General features: G+C 71.1%; 24 protein-coding genes. 7 read left to right on the plus strand and 17 right to left on the minus strand.

Annotation, left to right across the window (positions count from 1 at the left end; genetic code table 11):
* Nucleotides 1-32: 32 nt before the first annotated feature.
* Genes ACH54P_RS30725 through ACH54P_RS30735 form a run of 3 tightly spaced genes read right to left on the minus strand, consistent with a single transcriptional unit; the run spans nt 33 to nt 1,904 of the window.
* Nucleotides 33-437, minus strand: coding sequence for a type II toxin-antitoxin system VapC family toxin (locus ACH54P_RS30725; RefSeq protein WP_489906809.1), 405 nt, complete (start codon nt 435-437; stop codon nt 33-35).
* Nucleotides 430-708 carry a type II toxin-antitoxin system Phd/YefM family antitoxin gene (locus ACH54P_RS30730; RefSeq protein ID WP_489906810.1) on the minus strand — a complete coding sequence of 93 codons (279 nt, stop codon included), beginning with the start codon at nt 706-708 and terminating at the stop codon, nt 430-432. Before ACH54P_RS30730 ends, ACH54P_RS30725 begins: the two co-directional genes overlap by 8 nt.
* A complete protein-coding gene (locus ACH54P_RS30735) occupies nt 705-1,904 on the minus strand; it encodes a hypothetical protein (RefSeq protein WP_489906811.1) in 1,200 nt (399 codons plus the stop codon). Before ACH54P_RS30735 ends, ACH54P_RS30730 begins: the two co-directional genes overlap by 4 nt.
* Between ACH54P_RS30735 and ACH54P_RS30740 the strand changes: the two genes are divergently transcribed.
* Nucleotides 1,903-2,175, plus strand: a complete 273-nt coding sequence (locus ACH54P_RS30740; protein ID WP_489906812.1) for a hypothetical protein — start codon at nt 1,903-1,905, stop codon at nt 2,173-2,175. The two genes, ACH54P_RS30735 and ACH54P_RS30740, sit on opposite strands and share 2 nt — an antisense overlap.
* Nucleotides 2,176-2,202: 27 nt before the next feature.
* Nucleotides 2,203-2,613 (plus strand): DUF3151 domain-containing protein, encoded by a 411-nt coding sequence (locus tag ACH54P_RS30745; RefSeq protein ID WP_489906813.1) that lies wholly within the window; start codon nt 2,203-2,205, stop codon nt 2,611-2,613.
* Between the two features lie 39 nt (nt 2,614-2,652).
* Here ACH54P_RS30745 and ACH54P_RS30750 read toward each other — a convergent pair whose 3' ends face one another.
* Complete coding sequence (locus tag ACH54P_RS30750; RefSeq protein WP_489906814.1) at nt 2,653-3,876, minus strand: alpha/beta fold hydrolase; 1,224 nt, start codon at nt 3,874-3,876, stop codon at nt 2,653-2,655.
* Between the two features lie 88 nt (nt 3,877-3,964).
* Here ACH54P_RS30750 and ACH54P_RS30755 point away from each other — a divergent pair, with 88 nt between their 5' ends.
* Entirely contained in the window at nt 3,965-4,609 is a 645-nt protein-coding gene (locus ACH54P_RS30755; protein ID WP_489906815.1) for a TetR/AcrR family transcriptional regulator, read from the plus strand.
* Nucleotides 4,610-4,613: 4 nt separating this feature from the next.
* On the opposite strand, the gene ACH54P_RS30760 is transcribed toward ACH54P_RS30755, so the two are convergent.
* The 3 genes from ACH54P_RS30760 to ACH54P_RS30770 form a co-directional block, all read right to left on the minus strand.
* Nucleotides 4,614-5,777: a GGDEF domain-containing protein gene (locus tag ACH54P_RS30760; RefSeq protein ID WP_489916728.1), complete on the minus strand. Its 1,164-nt coding sequence runs from the start codon at nt 5,775-5,777 to the stop codon at nt 4,614-4,616.
* 320 nt (nt 5,778-6,097) lie between these two features.
* Nucleotides 6,098-7,357 (minus strand): MFS transporter, encoded by a 1,260-nt coding sequence (locus tag ACH54P_RS30765; RefSeq protein WP_489906816.1) that lies wholly within the window; start codon nt 7,355-7,357, stop codon nt 6,098-6,100.
* Nucleotides 7,358-7,700: 343 nt separating this feature from the next.
* Nucleotides 7,701-8,036: a hypothetical protein gene (locus tag ACH54P_RS30770; RefSeq protein WP_489906817.1), complete on the minus strand. Its 336-nt coding sequence runs from the start codon at nt 8,034-8,036 to the stop codon at nt 7,701-7,703.
* A 218-nt stretch (nt 8,037-8,254) separates the two neighbouring features.
* On the opposite strand from ACH54P_RS30770, the gene ACH54P_RS30775 reads away from it, so the two are divergent.
* Nucleotides 8,255-10,135: an FAD/NAD(P)-binding protein gene (locus tag ACH54P_RS30775; RefSeq protein WP_489906818.1), complete on the plus strand. Its 1,881-nt coding sequence runs from the start codon at nt 8,255-8,257 to the stop codon at nt 10,133-10,135.
* On the opposite strand, the gene ACH54P_RS30780 is transcribed toward ACH54P_RS30775, so the two are convergent.
* The 8 genes from ACH54P_RS30780 to ACH54P_RS30815 all read right to left on the minus strand — a co-directional run bounded on the left by ACH54P_RS30780 (nt 10,119) and on the right by ACH54P_RS30815 (nt 18,134).
* Nucleotides 10,119-11,225, minus strand: a complete 1,107-nt coding sequence (locus tag ACH54P_RS30780) for a glycosyltransferase (protein ID WP_489906819.1) — start codon at nt 11,223-11,225, stop codon at nt 10,119-10,121. The two genes, ACH54P_RS30775 and ACH54P_RS30780, sit on opposite strands and share 17 nt — an antisense overlap.
* A gap of 17 nt (nt 11,226-11,242) precedes the next feature.
* Nucleotides 11,243-12,799 (minus strand): dipeptide ABC transporter ATP-binding protein, encoded by a 1,557-nt coding sequence (locus ACH54P_RS30785; RefSeq protein WP_489906820.1) that lies wholly within the window; start codon nt 12,797-12,799, stop codon nt 11,243-11,245.
* Nucleotides 12,796-13,611 (minus strand): ABC transporter permease, encoded by an 816-nt coding sequence (locus ACH54P_RS30790; RefSeq protein WP_489906821.1) that lies wholly within the window; start codon nt 13,609-13,611, stop codon nt 12,796-12,798. Before ACH54P_RS30790 ends, ACH54P_RS30785 begins: the two co-directional genes overlap by 4 nt.
* A complete protein-coding gene (locus ACH54P_RS30795) occupies nt 13,604-14,557 on the minus strand; it encodes an ABC transporter permease (RefSeq protein ID WP_489916730.1) in 954 nt (317 codons plus the stop codon). The genes ACH54P_RS30790 and ACH54P_RS30795 overlap by 8 nt, the downstream gene beginning before the upstream one ends.
* Nucleotides 14,554-16,161, minus strand: a complete 1,608-nt coding sequence (locus tag ACH54P_RS30800; RefSeq protein WP_489906822.1) for an ABC transporter substrate-binding protein — start codon at nt 16,159-16,161, stop codon at nt 14,554-14,556. Before ACH54P_RS30800 ends, ACH54P_RS30795 begins: the two co-directional genes overlap by 4 nt.
* 135 nt (nt 16,162-16,296) lie before the next feature.
* Nucleotides 16,297-16,455 (minus strand): hypothetical protein, encoded by a 159-nt coding sequence (locus ACH54P_RS30805; RefSeq protein ID WP_489906823.1) that lies wholly within the window; start codon nt 16,453-16,455, stop codon nt 16,297-16,299.
* Between the two features lie 225 nt (nt 16,456-16,680).
* Nucleotides 16,681-17,319, minus strand: a complete 639-nt coding sequence (locus ACH54P_RS30810) for an HNH endonuclease family protein (protein ID WP_489906824.1) — start codon at nt 17,317-17,319, stop codon at nt 16,681-16,683.
* Nucleotides 17,320-17,453: 134 nt separating this feature from the next.
* Nucleotides 17,454-18,134 carry a hypothetical protein gene (locus ACH54P_RS30815; protein WP_489906825.1) on the minus strand — a complete coding sequence of 227 codons (681 nt, stop codon included), beginning with the start codon at nt 18,132-18,134 and terminating at the stop codon, nt 17,454-17,456.
* A gap of 76 nt (nt 18,135-18,210) precedes the next feature.
* Between ACH54P_RS30815 and ACH54P_RS30820 the strand changes: the two genes are divergently transcribed.
* Nucleotides 18,211-19,497, plus strand: a complete 1,287-nt coding sequence (locus ACH54P_RS30820) for an adenylosuccinate synthase (protein WP_091304830.1) — start codon at nt 18,211-18,213, stop codon at nt 19,495-19,497.
* Here ACH54P_RS30820 and ACH54P_RS30825 read toward each other — a convergent pair.
* Nucleotides 19,494-19,991, minus strand: coding sequence for an OsmC family protein (locus ACH54P_RS30825; RefSeq protein ID WP_489906826.1), 498 nt, complete (start codon nt 19,989-19,991; stop codon nt 19,494-19,496). The two genes, ACH54P_RS30820 and ACH54P_RS30825, sit on opposite strands and share 4 nt — an antisense overlap.
* 117 nt (nt 19,992-20,108) lie before the next feature.
* Between ACH54P_RS30825 and ACH54P_RS30830 the strand changes: the two genes are divergently transcribed.
* Nucleotides 20,109-21,020, plus strand: a complete 912-nt coding sequence (locus ACH54P_RS30830) for a TIGR03564 family F420-dependent LLM class oxidoreductase (protein ID WP_489906827.1) — start codon at nt 20,109-20,111, stop codon at nt 21,018-21,020.
* On the opposite strand, the gene ACH54P_RS30835 is transcribed toward ACH54P_RS30830, so the two are convergent.
* Entirely contained in the window at nt 21,001-22,635 is a 1,635-nt protein-coding gene (locus ACH54P_RS30835) for a cation:proton antiporter (RefSeq protein WP_489906828.1), read from the minus strand. The genes ACH54P_RS30830 and ACH54P_RS30835 overlap by 20 nt on opposite strands.
* A gap of 150 nt (nt 22,636-22,785) precedes the next feature.
* Here ACH54P_RS30835 and ACH54P_RS30840 point away from each other — a divergent pair, with 150 nt between their 5' ends.
* Nucleotides 22,786-24,027, plus strand: a complete 1,242-nt coding sequence (locus ACH54P_RS30840) for an MFS transporter (RefSeq protein WP_489906829.1) — start codon at nt 22,786-22,788, stop codon at nt 24,025-24,027.
* Nucleotide 24,028 lies beyond the last annotated feature (1 nt).

Below are 24,028 nucleotides of genomic sequence, written 5' to 3' on the forward strand. Positions count from 1 at the left end.
GCCGCCACGGTCGTGGTGGCCCTTCGTCGTGTTCAGACCTCGACGACTTCGAGCAGGCCCTCGAGACCGCGGAAGTCCCTCGCATTACGCGTGTACAGCGGCAGGTTCTGCACGGAAGCGATCGCCGCGATCATCAGGTCCATCTTGCGCGGGCGCGGGTCGCGCCCAATGGCGAGCACCATCGCGACAAATGTGCCGTACCGGGTGGCCGCTTCACCGTCGAAGGGGAGCGGAGTGAAGTCGGCGATCGCGGCGCCGAGCTTTTCGGTTCGGGCGGCGCGGACCGCGGGATCCGTGGCCACCGCCAGGCCTTGGTGCAACTCGGCCATCGAGACTGCGGTCAGTTCGGCGGTTGCCGGCAACTGGGATCGCTCCAGTAGGCCCAGATCGATGTAGACGCAGGTGTCGAGCACGCCGACTTCGTGCCCCTCAGCCACGCGGCCGGTTCCAGGGATCGTCGTCTTCGGTCAGTCGATCGTCGCCGAAGAACTCCTCGATGTCCTTGCGCATCTCCGCCGCGTCGACTCGAGGCAGGCGGCGATGCTTGGCGATCAGTTCCTCGGTGGTGAGCCGGCGCCGCTGGGTCAGCGGTCGCAGCTCGGCGATCTCCACGCCGTTGCGCGTGACGTGGAAGGTCTCGCCGGCTTCGACGGCGTCCATGACCGCGGCGGAGCCGTTGCGGAGCTCTCGCTGGCTGATGACCTTCACGCGTCGAGTGTAGCACCCTGTGCTACACCGGAACCTCGCCGAGCCGTCCACCGGCGGCTCACCGGGCCCGCTGCCGCCCAGAGGGCGAACACTCCGCCCAGCACCACCAGCGCCGTCCAATAGGCCGCCGGTGGGGCCGACTCCGTGTGCGCGTCACCGAGCACCCACGGCCGGAACTGCGACTGCACCCAGAACGCCCCATACCCGAACGCCGTCACCAGCAGTGCCCCCGCGGCCGCGCGGACGACGCCGTGGCTCATCGCGAACGCCAGGTCCACCGCGAGGCCCACGAAGAGCAGGTAGAACGGCACCGTCGACACCGGGAAACCCAGCCCGAGCAGCAGCGGCCACATCACCGACCGGTAGGCGACATACGCCAGCGCGACCAGAGAAGCCGACCAGCGGCGACCCAGGGTGTGCCGGGCCAGTGCCAGGATCAGCGCCATCACGCCGATGCCCCACAGCGGGTACACCCACTCCGGGATCGGCATCGTGAAGTGCAGGACCGCGGTCCGGTCGACCGGGTGCCCGATCTGGTTGGCCGCGAAGTCCAGCAGCGACTGCTCCGCCTCCGGCTGCCCGCGCTCCCACGCGCGCAGGCCGAGGATGCCGTACTCCTGCTGGCCGTTCGGGAAGAACGTGTTCTCCAGGAAGAACGCCCACAGCGCGAGCAGCACGCCCGTCCGGAACCGCCCGGGCGGGGAAAGCCGGAGCCAGCCCAGCAGCACGCCCGCCTGCATGATGCCCGTGCCCAGGTAGAGCATCATGTGCGACGGGCTCCACGCGGTCAGGTCCAGGCCGTTGACGCGGTGGTTGATGACGTCGAGCGGCGCCGCGACCAGGAACGTCAGCAGCCCGATCTGCATCAGCCGCAAAGAGGTCTTGTCGGCGCCGAGTCCCGTGTAGCTGTGGATCGCCACCAGCACGACGATGATCACCGTGCCGACGGTGTTGATCAGGTGCGGCGGCGCCAGGTCGTCGCGCAGCCACATGAAGTGCCACGACATGTCCCACGACGAGCCGACCAGCTTGAACGCGAACGCCGCCAGCCACATCCCGTAGCAGAACCGCAGCACCCAGTCCGGCGTCGGCTGCCCGGGGGCGCCGCGGTGCCAGTGCCGCGTGAAGAACAGCCGCGTCTTGCCGACGGGACTGCGCGGGATCACGTCCACGGGGACGTCGACTGCCTTGGCCATGCCGGACATCATGGCCGGTCATGGTCACGAGTGGGCCAAGACCGTGGCGAAAGACGCCAAAATCGGGATTCCCCCGACCTTATTCCCCACCGCCACCCTCACCGGAGGCGCTTCGCGCCCAGGGTTCACCCCTAAGGGTGGACGACTTGCTTCCGCCCGGCACGAGTTGGCATGGTGTGCCGCCATGATGCCGAAACGAGTTGTGGCCGCCGTCCTGGTCGGCGCTCTGGTCCTGGCCGGCGGCGGGGTTCTCGCGGGCCTGTTCTTCTGATCCGCGGCCGTGGGCACAATGGGCGGCATGACGCACAACCTGCTCGGCCCCGAGCCGACGCTGCTGCCCGAGCACACCACCGCCCAGGCCGCGCTCGACGCCGGGAACGACCCGGCCGCCGTCGCGGCCGAACACCCCGACTACAGCGAAGCGTGGGCTTCGCTGGCCGAGAAGGCCCTGGACGCGGGCGAGACCGTCGCCGCGTACGCGTACGCCCGCACCGGCTACCACCGGGGTCTCGACCAGCTGCGCCGCGCGGGCTGGAAGGGCTTCGGCCCGGTGCCGTGGTCCCACCGCCCCAACCAGGGGTTCCTGCGCGCCCTCGCCGTGCTCGGCAAGGCCGCCGGGAAGATCGGCGAGACCGAGGAGTACGACCGCTGCCGGACGTTCCTCGCCGACTCCGACCCCGCCGCCGCGGAAGCCACCGGCCTGAAGTGACGCCGCGGGCCCGGGACGCGCGGTCCCGGGCCCAGCGGGTCAGAACAAGCCGCAGTTCGAGACCGCCGGAAGACCCGCGAAGCGCGCCTCGAGCCAGGCGAACGCCTCCGGGAACGCGCGCACCGCGGCGAGCACGTGCGTCGGCACCAGCGTGGTGCTGAACCGCACCTGCACACCCTTGCCGCACCACGTCCGGCCCAGGTCGCGGTCCTGCGCGTAGGGCACGATGTCGTCGAGCGCGCTGTGGACGATCAGCACCGGCACCGACGGCTTCAGCGTCCCGATCTTCTGCTCGGCCACCCGCGACCGGTACGGCTCTTCCCCCAGGTACGCGGTCAGCGAGCGGCCGTCGTTGGTCAGCGTCGACGACTGCGTGAACGCGTGCGCGGCGATCGCCTCGACCGTGCACTCGGTCCGGACCTGCTCGAACAGCTGCTTGCCACGGGCGTTGAGCAGCGCCGGGATGTTCAGCTCCGGGTACGCGTAGTTCATGCTGACCAGCGCGAAGCCCAGGAAGCCGACCGCGTAGTGGCCGTCGAGGTTCTTGGCGACCTCGCCGAGGTCCGCCGGCACCGCGCCCGCGTACGCGCCCTTCAGCTTCAGCTCCGGTGCGTAGCTCGGCTGCAGCTCCGCCGCCGCGGCCGACGCGCCGCCGCCCTGGGAGTAGCCCGCGATCGCGACCGGGCCGTCGTCCGGCAGCCCCGCCTCCGGCAGCCGCTGCGCCGCGCGGATCGCGTCCAGCACCGCGTGGGCCTCGGCCGCGCGGTTGACGTACGTGTGGTCGCCCGGCGTGCCGAGGCCTTCGTAGTCGGTGACGACGACGCCGTAACCCCGCGTCAGCAGCCCGGCGATGAACGGGCCTTCGTACTCGAACCCCGCGGCAAGCGCTTTCGACGGCGCGCAGTCGTCGCCCTCGCCCTGCGTGCCGACGGCGTAGGAGACGATCGGGCGCGCGCCCGTGCCGTGCCACGCCGACCGCGGGGTCAGCACCGTGCCGGTGACCGCGATCGGCGAGCCGTGCGTGTCGGTGCTGCGGTACATGATCCGCTGCACGTTCGCGTCGGCCTTGATCAGCTGGACCGGGTCGATGGAGAACGTCGACGCCTCGTGGCGGATCACATCGCCGTCGCTGCCGGCGGGCAGGGGGGACGGCGGGTCGTAGAAGGTCGCGGCGGACGCGGCAGGCGGCCCGAGCGTCGTCAGGGCCAGTACGGAAACCGTGGCGACGGCCGCGGACAGGGCGCGGCGGGGGAAGATACGCATGCTTGCTCCTCGTTGAGCAGGACGAGTGCGCGGGGAACACCTTTTTGGACAGAGGTGTCGGAAAAAGAATCACGTGAGGTGGACCACCATGTCAAGCCCCGCTCCGCGCGGGCGGCCGCGCAAGCTCCCGGTCGGGGAGCAGCGCGCACGCGTGCTCAGCGCGACGGCGAGGGTCGTCGCGCAGCACGGGATGCAGGGCGCCACGATCGAGCAGATCGCGCGCGAAGCCGGCGTCTCGCGGCAGGCCGTCTACGAGCAGTTCGGTGACCGGGCGACGCTGTTCGCCGAGGTCGTGGCCGAAACCGAGGAGCGGGCGTTCGCCGCCATCGCGGGGCCGTCCGTGGCCGATCCGCAGCCCGGCCTGCGGGCCTGGGCGCGGGCCAACTACGCCAACATGGTCACCTTCGTGGCGGACAGTCCGGAGGCCTACGGCGTGCTCCGCGCGGCCGAGCGCGCGGGCGACCCCGCTCTCACCCGGTTGAGGGAGCGGCTGGCCGTCGTCTACGCCGACGCCAGCCGCAAGCGGTGGGCCGCGCACGGCATCGACTCCGGCCGGGCCGACCGCGCGCTCGTCACCCTCTTCTTCGCGATGACCGAGTCACTGGTCCAGGCCACCTGGGACGGCGAGCCGCCGGACCAGGAAGCCCTGATCGACCTGCTCACCGAATTCACCGTCGGCGGCGTCGCCCGCCTGCAGACGAAGGCGAGCGACGTCTTCGAGCGGCTCCGGTAAGGCGCTAAGCCGCGGCCAAGGCCACTTCGGGCGACCCCACCACCCGGTTCCGCCCGCCGTGTTTGGCCGCGTACACGGCCGCGTCGGCGGACGCCATCACTTCCTCGATCGACGCCCCGTCGAGCGGGTACGCGGCGACGCCGATGGACGCCGTCTGGCGTTGGATGTCGACGGCGGCGCCTTCGTTGGTCTTCGTGCTGATGATCAGCTCGCTGACCCGCTGCCGGATCCGCTCCGCCGTCACGATCGCGTCCTCTTTGGACGTCGACGGCAGCAGCGCGACGAACTCCTCGCCGCCGAACCGGCCGACCAGGTCGTGCGCCCTGGTCTCCTGCTTGACCACGGCGGCGACCGCCTTGAGCACGTCGTCCCCCGCGAGGTGCCCGTAGGTGTCGTTGATCCGCTTGAAGTGGTCGAGGTCGATCATCATGGCGCCGAAGCTGCCGTTTTCGCGCTCGGCGCGCGAGATCTCCCGCTGGGCGCCGTCCTGCCAGGTGGTGGCGTTGAGCAGCTGGGTCTTCTGGTCCGTGGTGGCGAGCTCCTCGAGCCGCTTGATCAGCACGGACCGCTGCAGCACGTACAGCGGCAGGATGACCAGCACCGACAGCAGCGGCTCGGTGGTCAGGACCATGACGAGCAGGCCGCCGACGCACAGGGTGGCCAGCTCCAGCAGGTTGTCGTCCATGTTGCCGAGGCAGCTCTCGACCGTCGCCTCGGCCGGGTTGGCGAGGTAGAGGCCGAGGCCGGTCAGCGCGGCGTTGACCACGAAGTACACGAGCACCGCGATCGAGACGGTGAGGACGCTGAGCTGGGGCGAGTAGTGCGTGACCAGCCCGGCGGAACAGGCCGACAGCGTCGCGCTGGTGAGGTTCGCGGCGACGCGGTGGGGCTGGCCGGGCCGGGTCCCCGACCAGCTGCGCAGCGCCAGGCCGACGTACAGCGTCACCCCGAGCAAGGTGACCAGCTGGGTCGGCAGCAGGAGCGCGGCGGGCAGCAGCCACACCGACGTCATGTTCATGTGCGGGCCGTCGCTCAGGATGCGCCGCTGGCGCTCGATCCGGCGGCTGACCTCGGTCTGGGCCAGGGCCAAGCCCCCCAGCAGGCCCAGGGCTCCCCAGTGCTTCAACGTGACCGGCGTGGTGATCGTGGCGACGGCCGTCCAGCCCACCAGTACCGCGATCGCCGCGAGGGTGACGGCGATCCAGCGGGGCGGCCGCCGCCACAGCGCCCAGCCCGCAACACCAGAAATCACGCCTTGTCCAGATCGTTCCCCCGATGTGACCATTTTTCCCCCAAACCCTTGTGCTCGTCGGTGGTGATGAACCACTCACGGACAGTTTCAGCTCGTTTGCCGTCTGTCCACAAGGGCTTATGGTGTGTACATTTTCCGGGACGCCGGATCGAAGGGTGGCCAGCGATGCGTTCCAGAGATCAGTGACGGGAGCCGCGCCGCAAGGTCGCGATGAGAAACCAGCGTGTTGAGCGCGTTCAGGCGTGTTCGGCGCGCTGGGTTTCCAAGTCATGCCCTTGATCGGAGTTCGCGATCCTCGAGCGCCGCCACGCCAGGGCGAGGGGCAGCGTAAGTATCAATCCGGCAACGCCGAAGATGCCGACGGTCGTCTGCGCCCCGACGATGTCCGTGAGCACCCCGCCGATGAGCGGGCTGACGCCCAGCATCGTCGTGAGGCCGGTGTTCGACAGGCCCATCGTCTGCGCGCGGTTCGCGTCCGGCACCGCCAGCGTCAGCGACGCCGTCGCCTGCAGCAGCGCGACCGAGCCGAACGCGCCAGACAGGACGAACAAGACGATCGAGACCCACGGGTTCGGCTGCGCGAAGCCGGCCAGCATCGGCACCGCGCACAGCGCCGACAGCGGCGCGATCAGCTTCGGCCGGGCCCGCGCCGGCACCCACCGCGTGAAGACGAACGTGCCGAGCACGCTGCCCACCGGGTCGGCCGCGAGCAGCAGCCCGACGAGCTCGGGACCACCGCCCGCCGACGCGACGTACGGCGCGGCGATCCCCTCGTAGACCGGCAGCAGGCCCATCAACCAGGTGAACAGCACGAGCGCCCGCAGCGCGGGGTTGGCGAACGCCACCCGGCCGCCGGTGCCGATCGTGGAGAAGAACGACTTCCGCTGCTCCGGGTTGGCCGCCGGCGGCCGGGCCCGCACGCCGAACCGGATGAAGGCCGCGGACAGCAGGAACGTGGCCGCGTCGAGCACGAGGGCCACGTGCGGGTCGAGGGCCAGCAGCAGTGCTCCGCCGCCGGCGAACCCGAGCAGCTGCGCCGTCTGCACCGTCATGGTCCGCACGCCCATGCCGACGACGAACCGGTCACCCTCGAGGATCTGCGGCAGCAGCGCGAGCTGGGCGGCCTTGAACGGCGGGTTCAGCAGCGAGACGCCGGCGACCAGGACGCAGACCACCCAGAACGGCAGCGACGGCACGGCGACGAGCAGGATCAGCCCGGCCCGCACCAGGTCGACGGCGACCATCACGGTGCGCCGGGAGAACCGGTCGGCGAGGCCGGTCAGGAAGATCCCGCCGAGCAGCGACGGCGCGAACGTCAGCGCGTAGGTGAGACCGGTCAGCGTGGCGGAGCCGGTGGCGGTGAAGACGAGGACGGAGAGCGCGACGCGGGCCAGCTGGTCGCCGGTGATCGACAGCAGCTCCCCGAACCACAGCGCCCGGAACTCGGCGATCCCGAACACCTCACGGAACGTGACGCGATCCGGCGGTGCTGCCATGCGTTTCTCCCGACCTCTTGTGCAGACCGCGTCCTTAGCATGACCGCCGGTGACGAGACGACCAGTCGGTCATGAGGTAGTCACGGTACGTGAGTTACCCCAGTCAGTGTCCCGTGACTGTTGGTAAATCTCTAGGTTCTTTCGCTGGTATCCAAGGTGTCACGGAGCTTTCCCGAACGGGTCAGACGATAGCCCGCAGTGTCTGGCCGGTCGCCCAGGAGTCACCAATGGATCATTCCGTACCCCATGGCTCAAGGACCAGAGGCAAAAGTAGCCACCTCGCGGGCGCGGGTGGCGGCCAGGGAAGGCCGAGGTCAGCCGCGACGGGCGCGGGGCCTCGGCGTCACGCTTGCTTCTTCCCCCGGAAGTGCTCGATCACCTCGATCGACGCGCGGACCTGCTCGAAGGTGGGCGGCGACGCCCGGTTGAACACCACAGTCAAGGACCGGCGCGGGATGACCACGAACTCGACGTCGACGCCGGCCGCCTCCGCGGCGGCCTCGACGACGTCTCGCCAGTGCTTCGGGTCGATCCCGTCCGGGTCGGCCCACTCGTGCGCGAAGATCGCCCAGTTGCCCCTGAGCAGGGTGCCGACCACGTCCTGCGCGGTGTGGACGCGGTGCGGCGGGCCGATCTCATCGGCCACGTCTTCGCAGCCGCGGCGGTGCTGCGGTGCCATCCGGGGCGCTGCCCCGGGTCCGGGGGCTTCGCCACCCGGACCCCCGAAGGGATGGTCGGAAGGCCCGGGCGCCTAGGTGGACAGGGGACAAATCCGCTCCTTCCTCCGGTGTGCGCCGGGGATTCGGAGCGGGTGGCCGCGGTGTTTGGTCCCGGCCCGGGAATTCCGGACTGTGGGAAGGACGTCCCGGCTCCCGGCCCCGGCGTAGCTTCGGCTGGGTGGCCGATCTGCCGCCGTTCACCCTCGCCGTCGTGGGCGCCGGACCCCGGGGGGTCGGCGTCCTCGAACGGCTCGGCGCGAACTCCGCTGCCCTGCCCGTCGGCCGGCGGCTCGAGGTGCACCTGATCGACCCGTTCCCGCCGGGCCCCGGCCGGGTGTGGCGCTACGACCAGTCGCCGCTGCTGCGGATGAACTCCATGCCCGAGGACGTCACGATGTTCACCGACGACTCGGTGAAGATGGCCGGCCCGGTGCGGCCGGGGCCGTCGCTGCTGGAGTGGGCGCGAAAGGTCCGTGACGGCGCGCTCGACGCCGAAGTGCCGCCCGACGTCGTCGCCGAGCTGACCGCGCTCGGCAGTTTCGACTTCCCCACCCGGCGGCTGCAGAGCGCCTACCTGACCTGGGTGTACCGGAAGGTCGTCGAGGACCTGCCCGACGGCATCGACGTCGTCGAGCACGCGGCGCGGGCGGTCGGCGTCGACGGTTACACCGTCAGCCTGTCCGACGGGACGACGATCACCGCGGACGCCGTCGTGTTCACGGTCGGGCACCTGGACGCCGAGCCGGACGAGCGGGAGCGCGAGCTCGTCACGTTCGCCGCGCGGCACGGGCTCGCCTACTACCCGGCCGGCTACACCGCCGACGTCGACTACTCCGGCATCGAACCGGGCGAAACCGTGCTGGTGCGCGGGTTCGGGCTGGCGTTCGTCGACCTGATGCTGCTGCTGACCGAGGGCCGCGGCGGGCGGTTCGAGGAGCTCCCGTGCGGCGGCCTGCGCTACCACCCGAGCGGCGCGGAGCCGGTGCTGCACGTCGGGTCCCGGCGCGGGGTGCCCTACCACGCGAAAATCGGCTATCGGCTGCGCGGAAAACCGTTGCGGCTGCCCAGGTTCTTCGACGCCTACGCGATCGACGAGCTGGCCGGGGCGGCCCTCGACTTCCGCGCGGACATCTGGCCGCTGATCGCGAAGGAGCTGGCCTGGGGCTACTACAGCGAGCTGTTCACCGGGCACCCGGACCGGGTGCGGATGGACTTCGCCGTGTTCGCCGACGCCTTCGCCGACCTCGCCTGGGATTCGCCGGGCATGCGGGACCTGATCGCGCGGGCCGTGCCGGCCGAGCCCGACCGGCTCGACCTCGACCGGCTGGACCGGCCGATGGCGGGCCGCGAGTTCGGCACGGCGGAGGAGTTCGGCAAGGAGCTGCGCGAGTACGTCGAGGCCGACCTGGCACGCCGGGCGGACCAGGAGTTCAGCGCCGACCTGGGTGCGTTCACGGCGTTGCTGTCGGTGTACAGCCAGCTCCCGGTGCTGGTCCAGAAAGGACGCCTCGACGCCGCATCTCAAGTGTCCGATATGGACGGCTGGTTCCACGGGTTCTTCTCGTACTACGCCAGCGGGCCCCCGCCGCGCCGGCTGGAGGAGCTGCTGGCCCTGCACGAGGCCGGGCTGGTTTCCTTCGCGGGCGCGGAAATGCGCGTGACGGCGGAGCGCGGCGCCTTCGTGGCGTCCAGCGCCAGCTTCCCGGGCACGGTGGAGGCACGCACGCTCGTCGAGGCGCGGCTCCCCGGCCCGAGCGTGACCCGCGCGGCCGACGGCCTGCTCCGGCAGCTGCGCGACGCGGGCGAGCTGGCCGAGGAGACGGTGACGGACCCGGTCACCGGGGCGCTCCTGCCGTCGGGCCGGATCCACACGCGGGTCTCGGACTCCCGCCTGCTCGACGGCACGGGCCGGCCGCACCCGCACCTGTTCGCGGTGGGGCCGCACACGAGCGCCCGCTCGGCGGCGGCGTTCACGCGGCCGCGGACGAACGCGTTGCCCTTCCGCCAGAACGACGCCGTGGCGCGGGAGATCCTGGCGCTGGTCAGCCCGCCCAGCTGACGAGCTCGGCGAGGACCTGCTCGGGCGAGGGCATCTTCGCGATCTCGGCCGCGACGCCGCGGGCGATGTCGCGCGGCTTGGGGTCCTCCCGGAGGTCGCGGACCGCGGCTTCGATCGCGTCGATCCGGATCGCGTCCCCCACCAGGGCCTTCGCCGCGCCCAGCGCTTCGAGGGCATCGGCGTTCGCGAACTGGTCGGCGCCCTGGGGCAGGACCAGCTGCGGCAGCCCGGCGGCGAGCGAGGCGAGGACCGTGCCCGTGCCGCCGTGGTGCACCACCACGCCCGCGTGCTTCAGCACCTCCGCCTGCGGCACGAACCCCGCGACCCGCACGCGCTCCGGCAGCTCGCCCAGTGCCGCCGGATCGCCGGGGCCGAGCGCCACCAGCACGTCCACCTCGAGCCGGGAGAGGGCCGCGATCGCCCCGCGCAGCACGTCCGTCGCGCCGAAGACGACCGTGCCCAGCGTCAGGTACACGAAGCCGTCGTCCGGCAGCGGCGGCAGCGGGACGTCCGGGTCGTACGGCGTCGGGCGCATCCGGAACACCGTCGGCAGGTTCGCCGTGCCCGGGTCGCGGACGCTGTCGGGCCAGACGTCGACGCAGGCGTCGCCGAACATGGCGTCCGCGGGGAGCGTGCCCCACAGCGGCGCCAGCCGTTCGGTGGCGACGGCCAGGACCTCCGGCGGCATCGACCGCCCGATCACCACCGAGACGGCCGGGATGCCCGCCCGCTGGGCCGCCACCCCGGTGCCGACGTCGCTCTGCTCGTAGACCACCAGGTCCGGACGCAGTTCGGGCAGCAGCGGCCGCAGGTTGTCGAGCGAAGCCCGCGGCAGCAGCTCGGCGAACATCGTGATGCCGACGTCGAGGAAGCCCGCGTCCTCGCCGTGCCGCCGCTTGGCTTCGGCTTCCGCCTCGCCGATGGCGATGCCGACGCGGTGGACCTCGAACCCGAGGGCACGCACCTTGGCGACGAACGCCTCGCCGGTGCCGAAGACGACGTCGTGCCCGGCCGCGCGAGCCGCGTTCGCGAGCGGCAGCAGCGGGAACAGGTGGCCGTACGCCGGGCGGCAGGTGAAGAGGATTCGCACCCGCCCGAGCGTACTGCTCAGCGCGGCCCGGCCGGGGCGGCTCGCGCCCGGCCGGGGATCGCCTCGAGCAGCTCCTTCGTGTACTCCGAACGCGGCTCGTTCAGCACCTGGGCCGCCGGGCCCAGCTCCACCAGGGAACCGTCCCGCAGGACGCCGACCTGGTCCGCGAGCTGCCGGACCACCGCCAGGTCGTGCGAGATGAACAGGTACGACAGCCCCAGCCCGGCCTGCAGCTCGGCGAGCAGCCGCAGGATCTGGGCCTGCACCGAGACGTCGAGCGCCGACACCGGTTCGTCGCACACCACCAGGTCCGGCCGCAGCGCCAGTGCGCGCGCGATCGCGACGCGCTGCCGCTGGCCGCCGGACAGCTCGGCCGGCTTCCGGCGCGCCACCGACGGCGGCAACGCCACCTGGTCGAGCAGCTCCGGGACCCGCGTGCGCGGCAGCCCGAACGCCCGCAGCGGCTCCGCGACGACGTCTTCGACGGAGAACTTCGGGTTCAGCGACGCGTACGGGTTCTGGTAGACGATCTGCATCCGGCGTCGCAGCCGGCGCAGCTCTTCCCCGCCCAAGCCGGTGATGTCCTGGCCGTCGAACTCCACCGAGCCCGCCGACGGCGTCTCCAGCCGGAGCACCATCCGCGCCGTCGTCGACTTGCCCGAGCCCGACTCGCCCACCAGGGCCAGCGTCTGGCCGCGCGGGATGTCGAAGGACACCCCGTCGACCGCGCGGACGCCGTCGAACGTCTTGGCCAGGTCGCGGACCGAGACCAGCGGTTCGGCGGTCGGCGCGGGCGGGCGTGAAGTGCTCGTCATGCTCGGCGCGGCCGCGAGCAGCTCCCGCGTGTAGGGATGCGAAGGCGCGCTGACGACCGAGGCGCCCTCTTCGACGACCGATCCCCGCGAAAGCACCACGATCCGCGATGCCCGGTCGGCCGCTACGCCGAGATCGTGCGTGATCAGCAGGATCGCCGTGCCCGATTCACGAGCCAGCGACGTCAGGTGGTCGAGGATCCGGCGCTGCACGGTGACGTCGAGGGCGCTGGTCGGCTCGTCCGCGATGATCAGCTTCGGCCGCCCGGCCAGTGCCGACGCGATCAGCACGCGCTGCCGCAGCCCGCCCGACAGCTGGTGCGGGTACTGCCGCGCCCGCAGCTCCGGCTGGGGCACCCCCGCGCGTTCCAGCAGCTCGATCGCCTGCGCGGACGCGGATCGCCGGCCCGCGAGCCCGTGGATCTTCAGCACCTCCGCGACCTGGTCGCCGATCCGGTGCACCGGGTTCAGCGACACCGCCGGGTCCTGCGGCACCAGCGCGATCTCGCGCCCGCGCACGCCACGCCACTGCTTCGGCTTCAACGACGTCAGGTCCTGGCCGTCGAAGGTGATCGAGCCGCCGTCGACGCGGCCCCCGCGGGGAAGCAGGCCGATCGCCGCGTGCGCCGTGGTCGACTTGCCCGAGCCCGATTCCCCGACGACGGCGACCACTTCGCCCGCGTCGACGTCGAGGCTGACGTCCCGGACGGCCGGGATCGTCCGGTAGGACACCGCCAGGTGTGAGATCCGCAGCAGGGTCATCGGTCTCCTCCGTCCAAAGCCCGGGACAGCCGGTTGGCGGCGAGGACCACCGCCGCGACCGTCAGTCCCGGGAACGTCGTCATCCACCAGGCCGTGGCCAGGAAACTGCGGCCGCCGGCCACGAGTGAGCCCCACTCGGGCGTCGGCGGAGTCGCGCCGAAGCCGAGGAAGCTCAGCGCCGACACCTCGAGCACGGCGGTGCCGAGGGTGAGCGTCGCCAGCGCGAGCACCGGGCCCGCCGCGTTCGGCAGGACGTGCCGCAGCAGCACGCCGGACCAGCGCACTCCGCCCGCTCGCGCGGCTTCGACGAACACGCCGTTTCGCACGCGGAGCACCTCCGCGCGCATGACCCGCGCGAAGGACGCGAGGTTCGCGATGCCGACGGCGATCGCGGCGTTCGTCGTGCCGAAACCCAGCGCCGTGACCAGGGCCAGCGACAGCAGGATCGGCGGGATGGCGAGGAAGACGTCGACGATCCGCATGATCACCGTGTCCGCCCAGCCGCCGCGGAAGCCGGCGAGCAGGCCCAGCGCCGACCCGGCGATCAGCGCCACGAGCACGGCGATCGCGGTGGCCCGCAGGGAGAGCGACGCGCCGTGGACCACGCGCGCGTAGACGTCCCGGCCGGTTTCGTCGGTGCCGAACAAGTGAGTCAGCGACGGGCCCTGCATCCGCTCGGCCGGGACGCCGCTGATCGGGTCGTACGACGTCAGCAGGGCCGGCGCGAAGGCCGCGAGCAGCACGAACGCCAGGACCGCGACCGCGACGGCGAGTCCCGGGCGGCGGACGACCGGGGTGGCGAGGTCAACCACGGGCCACCTCCGGCGTCCGCGCGATGCGCGGGTCGAGCAGCGGGTAGAGCAGGTCGACGACCAGGTTGAGCACCACGAACACCAGCGCGGCCAGCACGATCACCGCCTGCACCACGGGAACGTCCTGCGCGGTGACGGCGGCCGCGGTGATCCGGCCGACGCCGTCGCGCGAGAACACCGTCTCGGTGATCACCGAACCCGCGACGAGGTTGCCCGCGACCACGCCGGCGACGGTCAGCGTCGGCACCGCGGCGTTGCGCAGGAGGTGTCCGAAGTGGACCCGCCAGCGGCTGGCGCCCTTGGCCGCGGCGATCTCCGCGTACGGCTCCTCCTGCTGGGTGGCGAGGCTCTTCGCCAGCACTTGGCCGATGATCGCGCCGGTCGGCAGGGCCAGGGTGATCGCGGGCAGGAGCACCGCGGAGAAGCCTTGCGTGCCGAGCGCCGGAAGGAGCCGCAGGCGGAATGAGAAGAACTGGATCAGCAGCAGTCCCACCCAGAACGGCGGCAGCGAGATCGCCAGCGACGGCAGGGAGAGCAGCGCCTGCCGCAGCCAGCGGAACCGGGTGTACGTGCCGAGGAACGCCGTGCCGCCGCCGAACAACACCGCGAACACCAGCGCCAGGCCGGTCACCGCGAGCGTCGGCGGCAGCGCGGTGACGACCATGTGCGTCGCCTCGTCGCCGGTGGTGACGCTGCGGCCGAAGTCGCCGTGCAGCGCCGAGACCAGCCGTTTCAGGTACTGCACGGGCAGCGGCGAGTCGAGGCCGTATTCGGCGCGGGCGGCGGCGAGCTGCTCCGGCGTCGCCGAGGAACCCGCCTCGCCGCTGGCGAGCTTCGCCGAAACGGCGTCACCCGGCAGCAGGTACAGGATCAGGAACGACAGCGTGAACGCCGCCCACAGCACGAACACCGCCTGCCCGAAGCGGCGGAGCAGGTAGCGCCTCACGACAGCCACGCGTCGAAGAGCTGCAGCCGCGACGACGCCTCGAAGTCGACGGCGTGCGCCTTCGAGCTCAGCGCGACGACCTGGGTCAGCTCGAACACCGGGATCGCGTAGGCGTGGTCGATGATCAGCTGCTGCGCCTCGTCGGCGGCCGGTTCGCGCTTGGCCGGGTCCACAGTGGACGACTGTGCGTCGAGGGCGGCGTCGAGCGGGTTGCCGGGCGTGAGCTTGCTGCGGTTGCCGGCCTTCGTCGAGAACTGGCCGCGCAGGATGTCCGGGTCGGCGCGGGTCACGTTGTACCAGAGGAAGTCGTAGTTGCCGCTGAGCTGGATCTGCGTGGTCTCGGCCGTCGTGTGCTGCTCGATCCGCAGGTCGAAGCCGATCTTGCGCAGCTGCTGCTGCACCAGCTCCAGCACGCTGCGGTTCTGGTTGAACACCGGCGAGAACACGACGGAGGCGCTCAGCTGCTGGCCGTTCTTGACGCGGATTCCGTCGGGGCCGGGCACCCAGCCGTCGCCCTCCAGCAGCGCGACCGCGCCCGTCCGGTCGTAGGCGAGCTGCCGCGAAAGGTCGTCGTGCAACGGCGTCGCCGACCCGAGGATGCTGGTGGCGGGCCGGTAGCTCGGCGTCAGCACGGTGTTCACGACCTCGGCGCGGTCGACGCCCTTGAGCACGGCCTGGCGCACCTTCTCGTCGGCGAGCACGCCGCGGGTGGTGTTCGCGTGCAGGTTGAACACGACACCGGGGTTGGGCCGGATGTTCTCGCCGAAGCCGTTGCCGGTGAACTGCGGCTCGTCGACCGGCTGGACGTCGGTGGCCGCGTCGAGCTGGCCGGAGGCGAGGCTGCCGGTGCGGACGCCGGGCTCGGGGACGATCCGGTAGTCGATCTTGTCGAGGTAGGCCTCACCCTGGTGCTTGAACAGCGCCGAGCCCCAGCGGTACCCCGTGCGCTTGGCCAGGACGATCTCCTGGTTCTGCTTGAGGCTGTCGAAGACGAACGGCCCGGACCCGATCAGGCCGTTGCCCTGGCAGCGCTGCTCCGGCGTCTTCGTGAACGCCGCGGGGGCCAGAACGCCGAGCGACACGGTCGAGCTGGCCTGCAGGAATTGCGCGCTGGGCGAGGAGAATTCGAGGCGCACGGTCCGCGGGTCGACCACGGTCGACGTCTTGTACGCGGCCAGGTAGCCGTAGCCGAGCTGGGCTTTCGTGCCGAGGGCCTTGACGCCGTCGAAGCTGGTCTTGACCGCGGCGGCGTCGACCGGGCTGCCGTCGGAGAAGGTCGCGCCGGCCCGCAGGTGGAAGGTGAACGCCGTCGAATCGGCGCTGATCTCCCACTTTTCGGCCAGCCACGGCTTGATCTCGCCGGTTTTCGGGTCCTGGTCGGTGAGCGAGTCGACCAGCTGGCGAGCGACGTTGATGGACGCGTTCGTGGCGGTCTGCTGCGGGTCGATGCAGTCGGGCGCGGACGAAATGCCCAGGCGCAGCGTGCCGCCGGGTTTCGGCGGACCGGACGCGGCTTGTTCGGTGCCCGCGGCGGAGCAGGCGGTCAGCAGCAGGGGCAGGGCGAGCAGGGCCGCGGCGTTGCGGGCGCGAGGAAGGGGGGACACCGGACGGCCTCCAGCGGGGAGTGGTTGCGTCTTCAACCGGCGACGCTAGCCACCCGCCGGAGGCCGTCCCACGGGGCGAACCGCGGTCCCATTCCCTGGCACCGCAAGGGTTCCCCCTTGACTTGCGGGGCTGGATCAGTCCAGCGTGACCGCCCGCACCCGGACCTGGACATCGCCGCTCCCGACGGTGACGACGACCGGCCGCCCGTCCAGCGAGGCGAACTGCCGCCCGAGCGAGCCGCCTTCGCGGGCGGTGACCGGGTTTCCCCCGCCCTGGCCGCGGTCGAGGTCCACCCGCGGAGCACTGGAGCGAGCTTGTCGATGCCCGTCACGGCGATCGGTGGACCGTCGACGTGCGCCACGGCGAACGACGTCGACGTCTCCTCGCCGTGTTCGGTCTCCACCTCGGCGTCGAACTCCGCGAGGGGCGCCCTGTCGAGGTGGTGCGCCGTCCAGCTGCCCCGGATTTCGGTTCACAGGGCGTGTTTCCCGACCCGGGAAACACGCCCCGCACCGGGATCAGCAGCGGCCGAGCATGTCCGTCAACGCCGTCTTCTCCGCGGAGTTGATCGTCAGCTTGAACTTGTACTTCACCGCGACCCACATCTTCGCGTAGGTGCACCAGTAGCTGACGAGCGGCGGCTTCCAGGCGTCGGGCGACTTGTCGCCCTTCTCCTGGTTGACGTTGTCCGTCACGGCGATCAGCTGCGGGTCCGTGAGGTCGTTCGCGTAGGCCTGGCGCTGCGCCGTCGTCCACGAGGACGCGCCCGTGCGCCACGCGTCGGCCAGCGGGACGACGTGGTCGATGTCCACATCGGACGCCGCGGTCCAGGTCGCGCCGTCGTACGGGCTGAACCACTTGCCGGAGGTCGCCGCGCAGCTGGAGTCGGTCACCACGTTCGTGCCGTCGCGCTTCAGCACCACTTCGCGGGTGTTGCAGCTGTTGCCCTGGTCGATCCAGTGCGGGAACAGGTCCCGGCTGTAGCCGGTCAGCGAACCGTCCGCCTTGACGGTCAGGGTCGCGAGCTCGGACTTCGCGGTGGTCGCGGTCGGGATGCCCGGCGGGGTCGCGTCCGCGACGCCGGCCAGGGTTCCGGACAGGATCGCGGTCGCGGCGAGAATGGTGAACGCATGACGAACAGCACGCCTGGTTGGCATTTTGCTGCCTCCGTGTCAGGTGCGGGGAACAGCTCACCCTGATACACGGGAGTGGCGAGTGCAACACGTATAGGTGACATGTTGCTGTCCGTTGGTGAACGACGCGTTATCGATGGCTCACCCGATCGTGAAGGTCAGACCGCACCGCGGACCAGCCGGAGGTCTTCGGTGTGCCGGTACCAGGTCCACTTGTTGACCGCACGCTCGAAGACGACGTCGTCGCGCACCGGCCGGGTCGGGATGCAGCCGATCTGGAACGCCCGCGAGTACAGCGTCGTCGGCCGCTTGAAGATCGTGCCCTTCACGACGCGGACGGCCATGCCGGGACCGCCCGGGTCCGGCACCACCTCGATCGACGCCGCCGGCCCCCGCAGCGCCACCTGTTCGTCGGCGTAGGCCACGCCGCGGACGAGCCGGAGCAGCCCCCGCCCGACGAGCACGCCACCGACGTCGTCGCGGATCAGCGGCACCGGGTCGACCTCGCCGCGCAGCGCCAGCGCGAGGGCCTGCAGCGGCGTCTTCGGCAGTCCCCAGAGCGCGGCGACGGACGAGTCCGGCGACGACGGCACGAACCCGACCGACACGCCGGAGATCGCGTCCTTCCGGAGCAGCCGCAGCACGACCGCGGCGAGGTCCGCGTCCGTACCCGACACGACCAGGTGATCGTGTTCCCCCAGCAAGGGGTCGATTTCCGCCTTGCCGGGACGGCTCGGGACGCGGATCGACTCGACGTCGTCGACCTCTTCGAAGCCGGCCGCTTCGTCGCCACAGGCCACCACTATTCCGCGCACCCGCGGGTCCTCCGTTACGCTCATGCACCGGCATTTACCAGCGCCACCGGTGTCCGTCCGGGACACTAAACCTCACGTCGTCGAACACCTGGAGTGTCACATGCCGGCCATCGTGCTCATCGGTGCCCAATGGGGAGACGAAGGCAAGGGCAAGGCCACCGACCTGATGGGTGACCGCGTCCAGTGGGTCGTCCGTTACCAGGGTGGCAACAACGCCGGTCACACGGTCGTCCTGCCGAACGGCGAGAACTTCGCCCTGCACCTCATCCCGTCCGGCATCCTCACCCCCGGCGTGACGAACGTCATCGGGAACGGCGTGGTGGTGGACCCGGGCGTGCTGCTCGACGAGCTGTCCGGCCTCGAAGCGCGGGACGTCGACACGTCCAAGCTGCTGATCTCGGCCGACGCCCACTTGATCATGCCGTACCACGTGGCCATCGACAAAGTCACCGAGCGGTACCTCGGCAGCCGCAAGATCGGCACCACCGGCCGCGGCATCGGGCCGTGCTACCAGGACAAGATCGCCCGCGTCGGCGTCCGCGTGCAGGACCTGCTCGACGAGAAGATCTTCCGCCAGAAGGTCGAAGCCGCGCTGGAGTTCAAGAACCAGGTGCTGGTGAAGGTCTACAACCGCAAGGCGCTCGACGCCGACCAGGTCGCCGACGAGGTCCTGGCCGCGGGCGAGAAGTTCGCGCACCGCATCGCCGACACGCGCCTGCAGCTCAACCAGGCCCTCGAGCGCGGCGAGACGGTGCTGCTGGAGGGGTCACAGGGCACGCTGCTCGACGTCGACCACGGCACCTACCCGTTCGTGACGTCGTCGAACCCGACGTCCGGCGGCGCGAGCGCCGGGTCCGGCATCGGGCCGGGCCGCATCACGACGGTGCTCGGCATCCTCAAGGCCTACACCACGCGCGTCGGCTCCGGCCCGTTCCCGACCGAGCTGCACGACGAGTCCGGCGAGTACCTGCGCAAGCAGGGTGGCGAGTTCGGCGTGACGACGGGCCGCTCGCGCCGCACCGGCTGGTTCGACGCGGTGATCGCGCGGTACGCGGTGCGCGTCAACGGCATCACCGACTACTTCCTCACGAAGCTGGACGTGCTGTCCGGCCTGGAGAAGGTCCCGGTGTGCGTCGGCTACGAGGTCGACGGCTTCCGCACGCAGGACATGCCGATGACGCAGACCGACGTTCACCACGCGATCCCGATCTACGAAGAGCACCCGGGCTGGTTCGAGGACATCTCGGCGTGCCGCACGTTCGAGGAGCTCCCGGCGAACGCCCGCGCGTACGTCGAGCGCCTGGAAGAGCTGTCGGGCGCGAGGATCTCGGCGATCGGCGTCGGCCCGGGCCGCGAGCAGACGATCGTGCGGCACCAGTTCGTTTAGGTCAGTTTCGTGCTGACCGGCGTCTCGTTGCGGAAGAGGTCGAGCACCGGGCAGTGCTCGTCGACCTCGCGCTTGAGGTCTTCGTAGCGCTCCCGGTCCGCCGGCCCTTCGAGCTCGACGGACACCCGGACGTCCCCGAAACCGGGGCGGGTGTTGAAGGAGAAGCCGAAGAAGCCGTGCAGGTCGAGATCACCGTCGACGGTGACCTTGACGGAGTCGAGCGGAATCCCGCGCTTCGCCGCCCAGAACTGGTAGGTGATCACCTGGCAGGACCCGAGGGCGGCGAGCGCGAACTCGACGGGGTTCGCGGCGTGGTCGGTCCCGCCGAGCGCGGGCGGCTCGTCGACGGTGAACCGGTGGTCCCGCACGGTGACCTGCACTTCGGTCCTGGTGCCGGGCTTGAGGGCATTGGCCACGGAGAAGGAAACGGCGGCGTTGTGCGGGTCGGCGTCGACGGCCTTGCGGGTGCCTTCGATGACGTCGGTCAGCGACATGGGCTCTCCTGAAGATCGGAATTTCGCTTCAGGGTGGGCGATTTCACGGCTGTCCGCTCGGCTTCTCACGCGGTGGGAAGCCGGAAATCCGGTGGCGCCGCTCGCTAGCTTGGGATCATGACCATCGGAGTCGCGCTGCCATCCGGGGACACGGGATCCGCGGCGAACCTCGTCGACGAGCTCATCACCCAAACCCGTCAGGCCGCCGGAGCCGGCTTGAAGTCCGTCTGGTTCTCCCAGCTCCCCCTCGGCCAGGACGCCATCACCGTCGCCGCGCTCGCCGGGCGCGAAGTGCCCGGGATCGAGGTCGGCACCTCCGTCGTGCCCACCTACCCGCGCCACCCGCTGCTCGTCGCGAGCGCCGCCCAGACCGCCCAAGCCGCCACCGGGGGCCGGTTCACCCTCGGGATCGGGCTCGGTTCGAAGGGCTTCCTCGGCCCGGTCTACGGCGTCGACTACCCGCCGCCGGTTCGCCACCTGCGTGAATACCTCACCGTCCTGCGCAGTGCCTTCGCCGGGGAAGCGGTCGACTTCGAGGGCGAGACCGTGACCGCGAGAACCCCCGGACCGTCCACAGTGTCCGGCGGAACCGACATCCCGATCATCGTCGCCGCCATGGGGCCGCAGGCGCTGCGCGTCACCGCGGAACTCGCCGACGGCACCCTGCCCTACCTCGCCGGGCCGAGAGCGCTTTCCGAACGGATCGTCCCGATCATGGCGAAGGCGGGCAAACGCGTCATCGCCGCCGTTCCGGCCGTCGTCACGAACGAACCCGACGCCGTGCGCGAGCTCGCCGCACGGGAGATGGCCTTCTACGCCGAAATCCCGTCCTACCGCAAGATCCTCGACGCCGAAGGCGTGGCCCACCCCGTGGAGCTGGCCCTGATCGGCGACGAAGAACTCGTCGCCCGGGGAGTACAGCGCTACTACGACGCCGGCGCCACCGATGTCGTGCTGACCCAGGCCGGGATCCGCTCGGCCGAGGAACGCCTGCGGACCTGGGAGGCGCTCAGCCCATCCGGTTCGTGAGGGTCGTCGACACCGACAGTTCCTCCAGGTCCAGTTCCCGCAGCACCTTCCGCAGGATCTCGTCGTCGAGCCGGCCCGCTCGGTTCTCCTCCAGCATGGCCGACCGTTGCGCTATCAGCAGTTCCCGCCGGGCCTTCGCGAACTGCGCCTGCGGGCTCCCGGACCGTTCCTCGCCCGACAGCGTGATCGCCGCCTTCGCGAATCGGTAGCGCGTGTCCACGAGACGTTGCAGGCGCTCCTTGAGCCGGTCGACCTTCTCGGGCGGCAGGTCCAGCGAAGCCAGCCGGTCGCGGCTGATCTCGCGTAGCCGCTCGTGAGCCGCCTTCCGCGCGACCTCGCGCGCCGCCAGTTCCTCCGCTTCGTCCCGTGCTGCCTCCGAAGGGTCTTGCACCTTCAGCACCCGGATCAACGGTGGCAGCGTCAGTCCTTGGACCAACACCGTCCCGATCGCCAACGTGAACGCGAACAGCTGGATCTCCTCACGGCCCGGAACGCCGGCCGGGACACCGGCCGCGGCGGCGAGCGTGACCACGCCGCGCATGCCGGTCCACGAGAGGACCGACAGCGTCCGCCACGACGGTGCCGCGCGCCCACGGCCGAACAACCGCAGGGCGCGGGGCAGGTACGCGAAGGCGAACACCGCCGGGATCCGCACCGCCATCGTCACCAGCAGCACGACCACGGCGACCAGCGCCAGCGTGCCGTTGTCGCGGGCCGCGTGCTGGGCACCGTCGAGCACGAACGGCAGCTGCAGCCCCATCAGCGCGAACACCAAAGCCTCCAGCAGGACGTCGATCGACGCCCACACGGATCTGTCCTGCGTCCGCGTCGCCGGTGACGCGTACAGCGAGCGGGCCCCCAGGTAGAGCCCCGCCGCGACGACGGCGAGCACGCCGGAACCGCTGAACTCCGCGCCGAACGGGTGCAGGTGCTCGGCGGTGACGTACGCGCCGAACGGCACGATGATCCCGAACGCCGACTCCAGCAGCGGGTTGTCGAGCAGCCGCCGGATCAGCACCACGACCGCGCCGATCACCAGACCGACCGCGATGCCCAGCACCGTCGCCACCCCGAACACGGCGAACCCGTGCCCGGCCGAACCCGCGGTGCCCGCGACCGCGGCGAGCGCGACCTTGTACAGCGTCAGCGCGGCGGCGTCGTTGACCAGGCTTTCCCCGGTCAGCACGGCCATCACCCGCCGGGGCAGGCCGAGCTTGCGTCCGATCGCCACCGCCGTCACGGCGTCCGGCGGCGCCACGACCGCGCCGAGGACCAGCGCCGACGCGAACGGCACGTCCGGCAGCAGGAGGTGCACGACGACGGCGACGACCACCGCGGTCACCGCGACCAGCACCACGCCGAGCGCGACGATCGGCCGCAGGTTCGTCTTGAAGTGCGTCACCGAGCTCTCGAGCGACGTCGAGTAGAGCAGCGGCGGCAGCACGACGGTGAGGATCAGCTCCGGCTCGAGCTCCAGCCGCGGGACGCCGGGGATCAGCGCGACCCCGAGCGCGACGACCACGACCAGCAGCGGAGCCGACAAGTTGTAGCGCCGGGCGAACGCGGTCAGCGCCAGCGAGCCCGCGAGCACGCCCATCAGCGTCAGTGTCTCCACGCGCGTGATCTTTGCGCAGGTGAGAGCCTTGTGCTCGGCTTCCGTTGAATGGAAGTGACCTGGCTTACGCCCGGGGTGCTGTGCATACTTGTGCGCAATACGCACACCTGTGCGGATCACGTGCACCGACGCACAACCGGAGGTTCCCCCATGTCCCCTGGCACTCGTTCCTGGGTCGTGCCCCTGGCCTGGACCGCCGTTCTGCTCGACGGGTTCGACCTGGTCGTGCTCGGCACCGTGCTGCCCGTGCTGCTCCGCGGCCACGTCTGGGGTCTGACGCCCGGCACGGCGTCGGTCGTGTCGACCGTCGGGCTCGCCGGGATGATGCTGGGTGGGCTGGCGATCGGCACGGTCACCGACGTCATCGGCCGCCGGAAGTCGCTGATCATCTCCGTGGCGCTGTTCTCGCTGTGCACGCTGTTGTGCGCCTTCGCGCCGTCGACGTTCGTCTTCGGCCTGCTGCGGTTCGTCGCCGGGCTCGGTCTCGGCGGCTGCCTGCCGACGGCCATCACGCTCGTCACGGAGTACGCGCGCCACGGCAAGGCCGGCAGCGCCACCACGACCGTGATGACCGGCTACCACGTCGGCGCGGTGCTGACCGCGCTGCTGGGCATCGTGCTGATCTCGCCGCTGGGCTGGCGCGCGATGTTCGTCGCCGGCGCGCTCCCGGCCGTCGTGCTGATCCCGCTGATGCTGAAGTTCCTGCCGGAGTCCGAGACGTTCCAGCGGGTCCACGAGACCGAGCGGTCGGCCGGGCACGCCGTGGCCGGGCTGTTCCGCGGTGGCCTGCTGCGCGCGACGATCGCGTTCTGGATCACCTCGTTCATGGGCCTGCTGCTCGTGTACGGGCTGAACACCTGGCTGCCGGAGATCATGCGCCAGGCCGGCTACCCGCTCGGCGCCGCGCTGAGCCTGCTGCTGACGCTGAACGTCGGTGGCATCGTCGGCCTGCTCGTCGCGGGCCGGGTCGCCGACCGCGTCGGCATCCGCCCGTCGGCCATCGTGTGGTTCTGCGCCGGCGCGCTGTTCCTGGCCCTGCTGAGCGTGAAGCTGCCCGCGGTCGGGTTGTACGCGGCGGTGTTCCTCACCGGCTGCTTCGTCTTCAGCGCCCAGGTTCTGGTGTACGCCTACATCGGCCGGATCTACCCGGACGCGATCCGCGCGACCGGCCTCGGCTGGTCCGCCGGCATCGGGCGGATCGGCGCGATCTCGGGCCCGATCCTCGGCGGCGCGCTGCTGACGGCGGGCATCGCGTACCCGTGGGGCTTCTACGCGTTCGCCTGCGTCGGTGCACTGGGCGCGGTGGCCGTCTCGGTGGTTCGCCCGGGTCGCCGCGATCCCGCGAAGGAAGCCGCCCCGGCGACGCCGGGCTCCCGGCCCGCCACCACCTGAC

The organism is Amycolatopsis sp. N2S4-7, assembly GCF_058119595.1.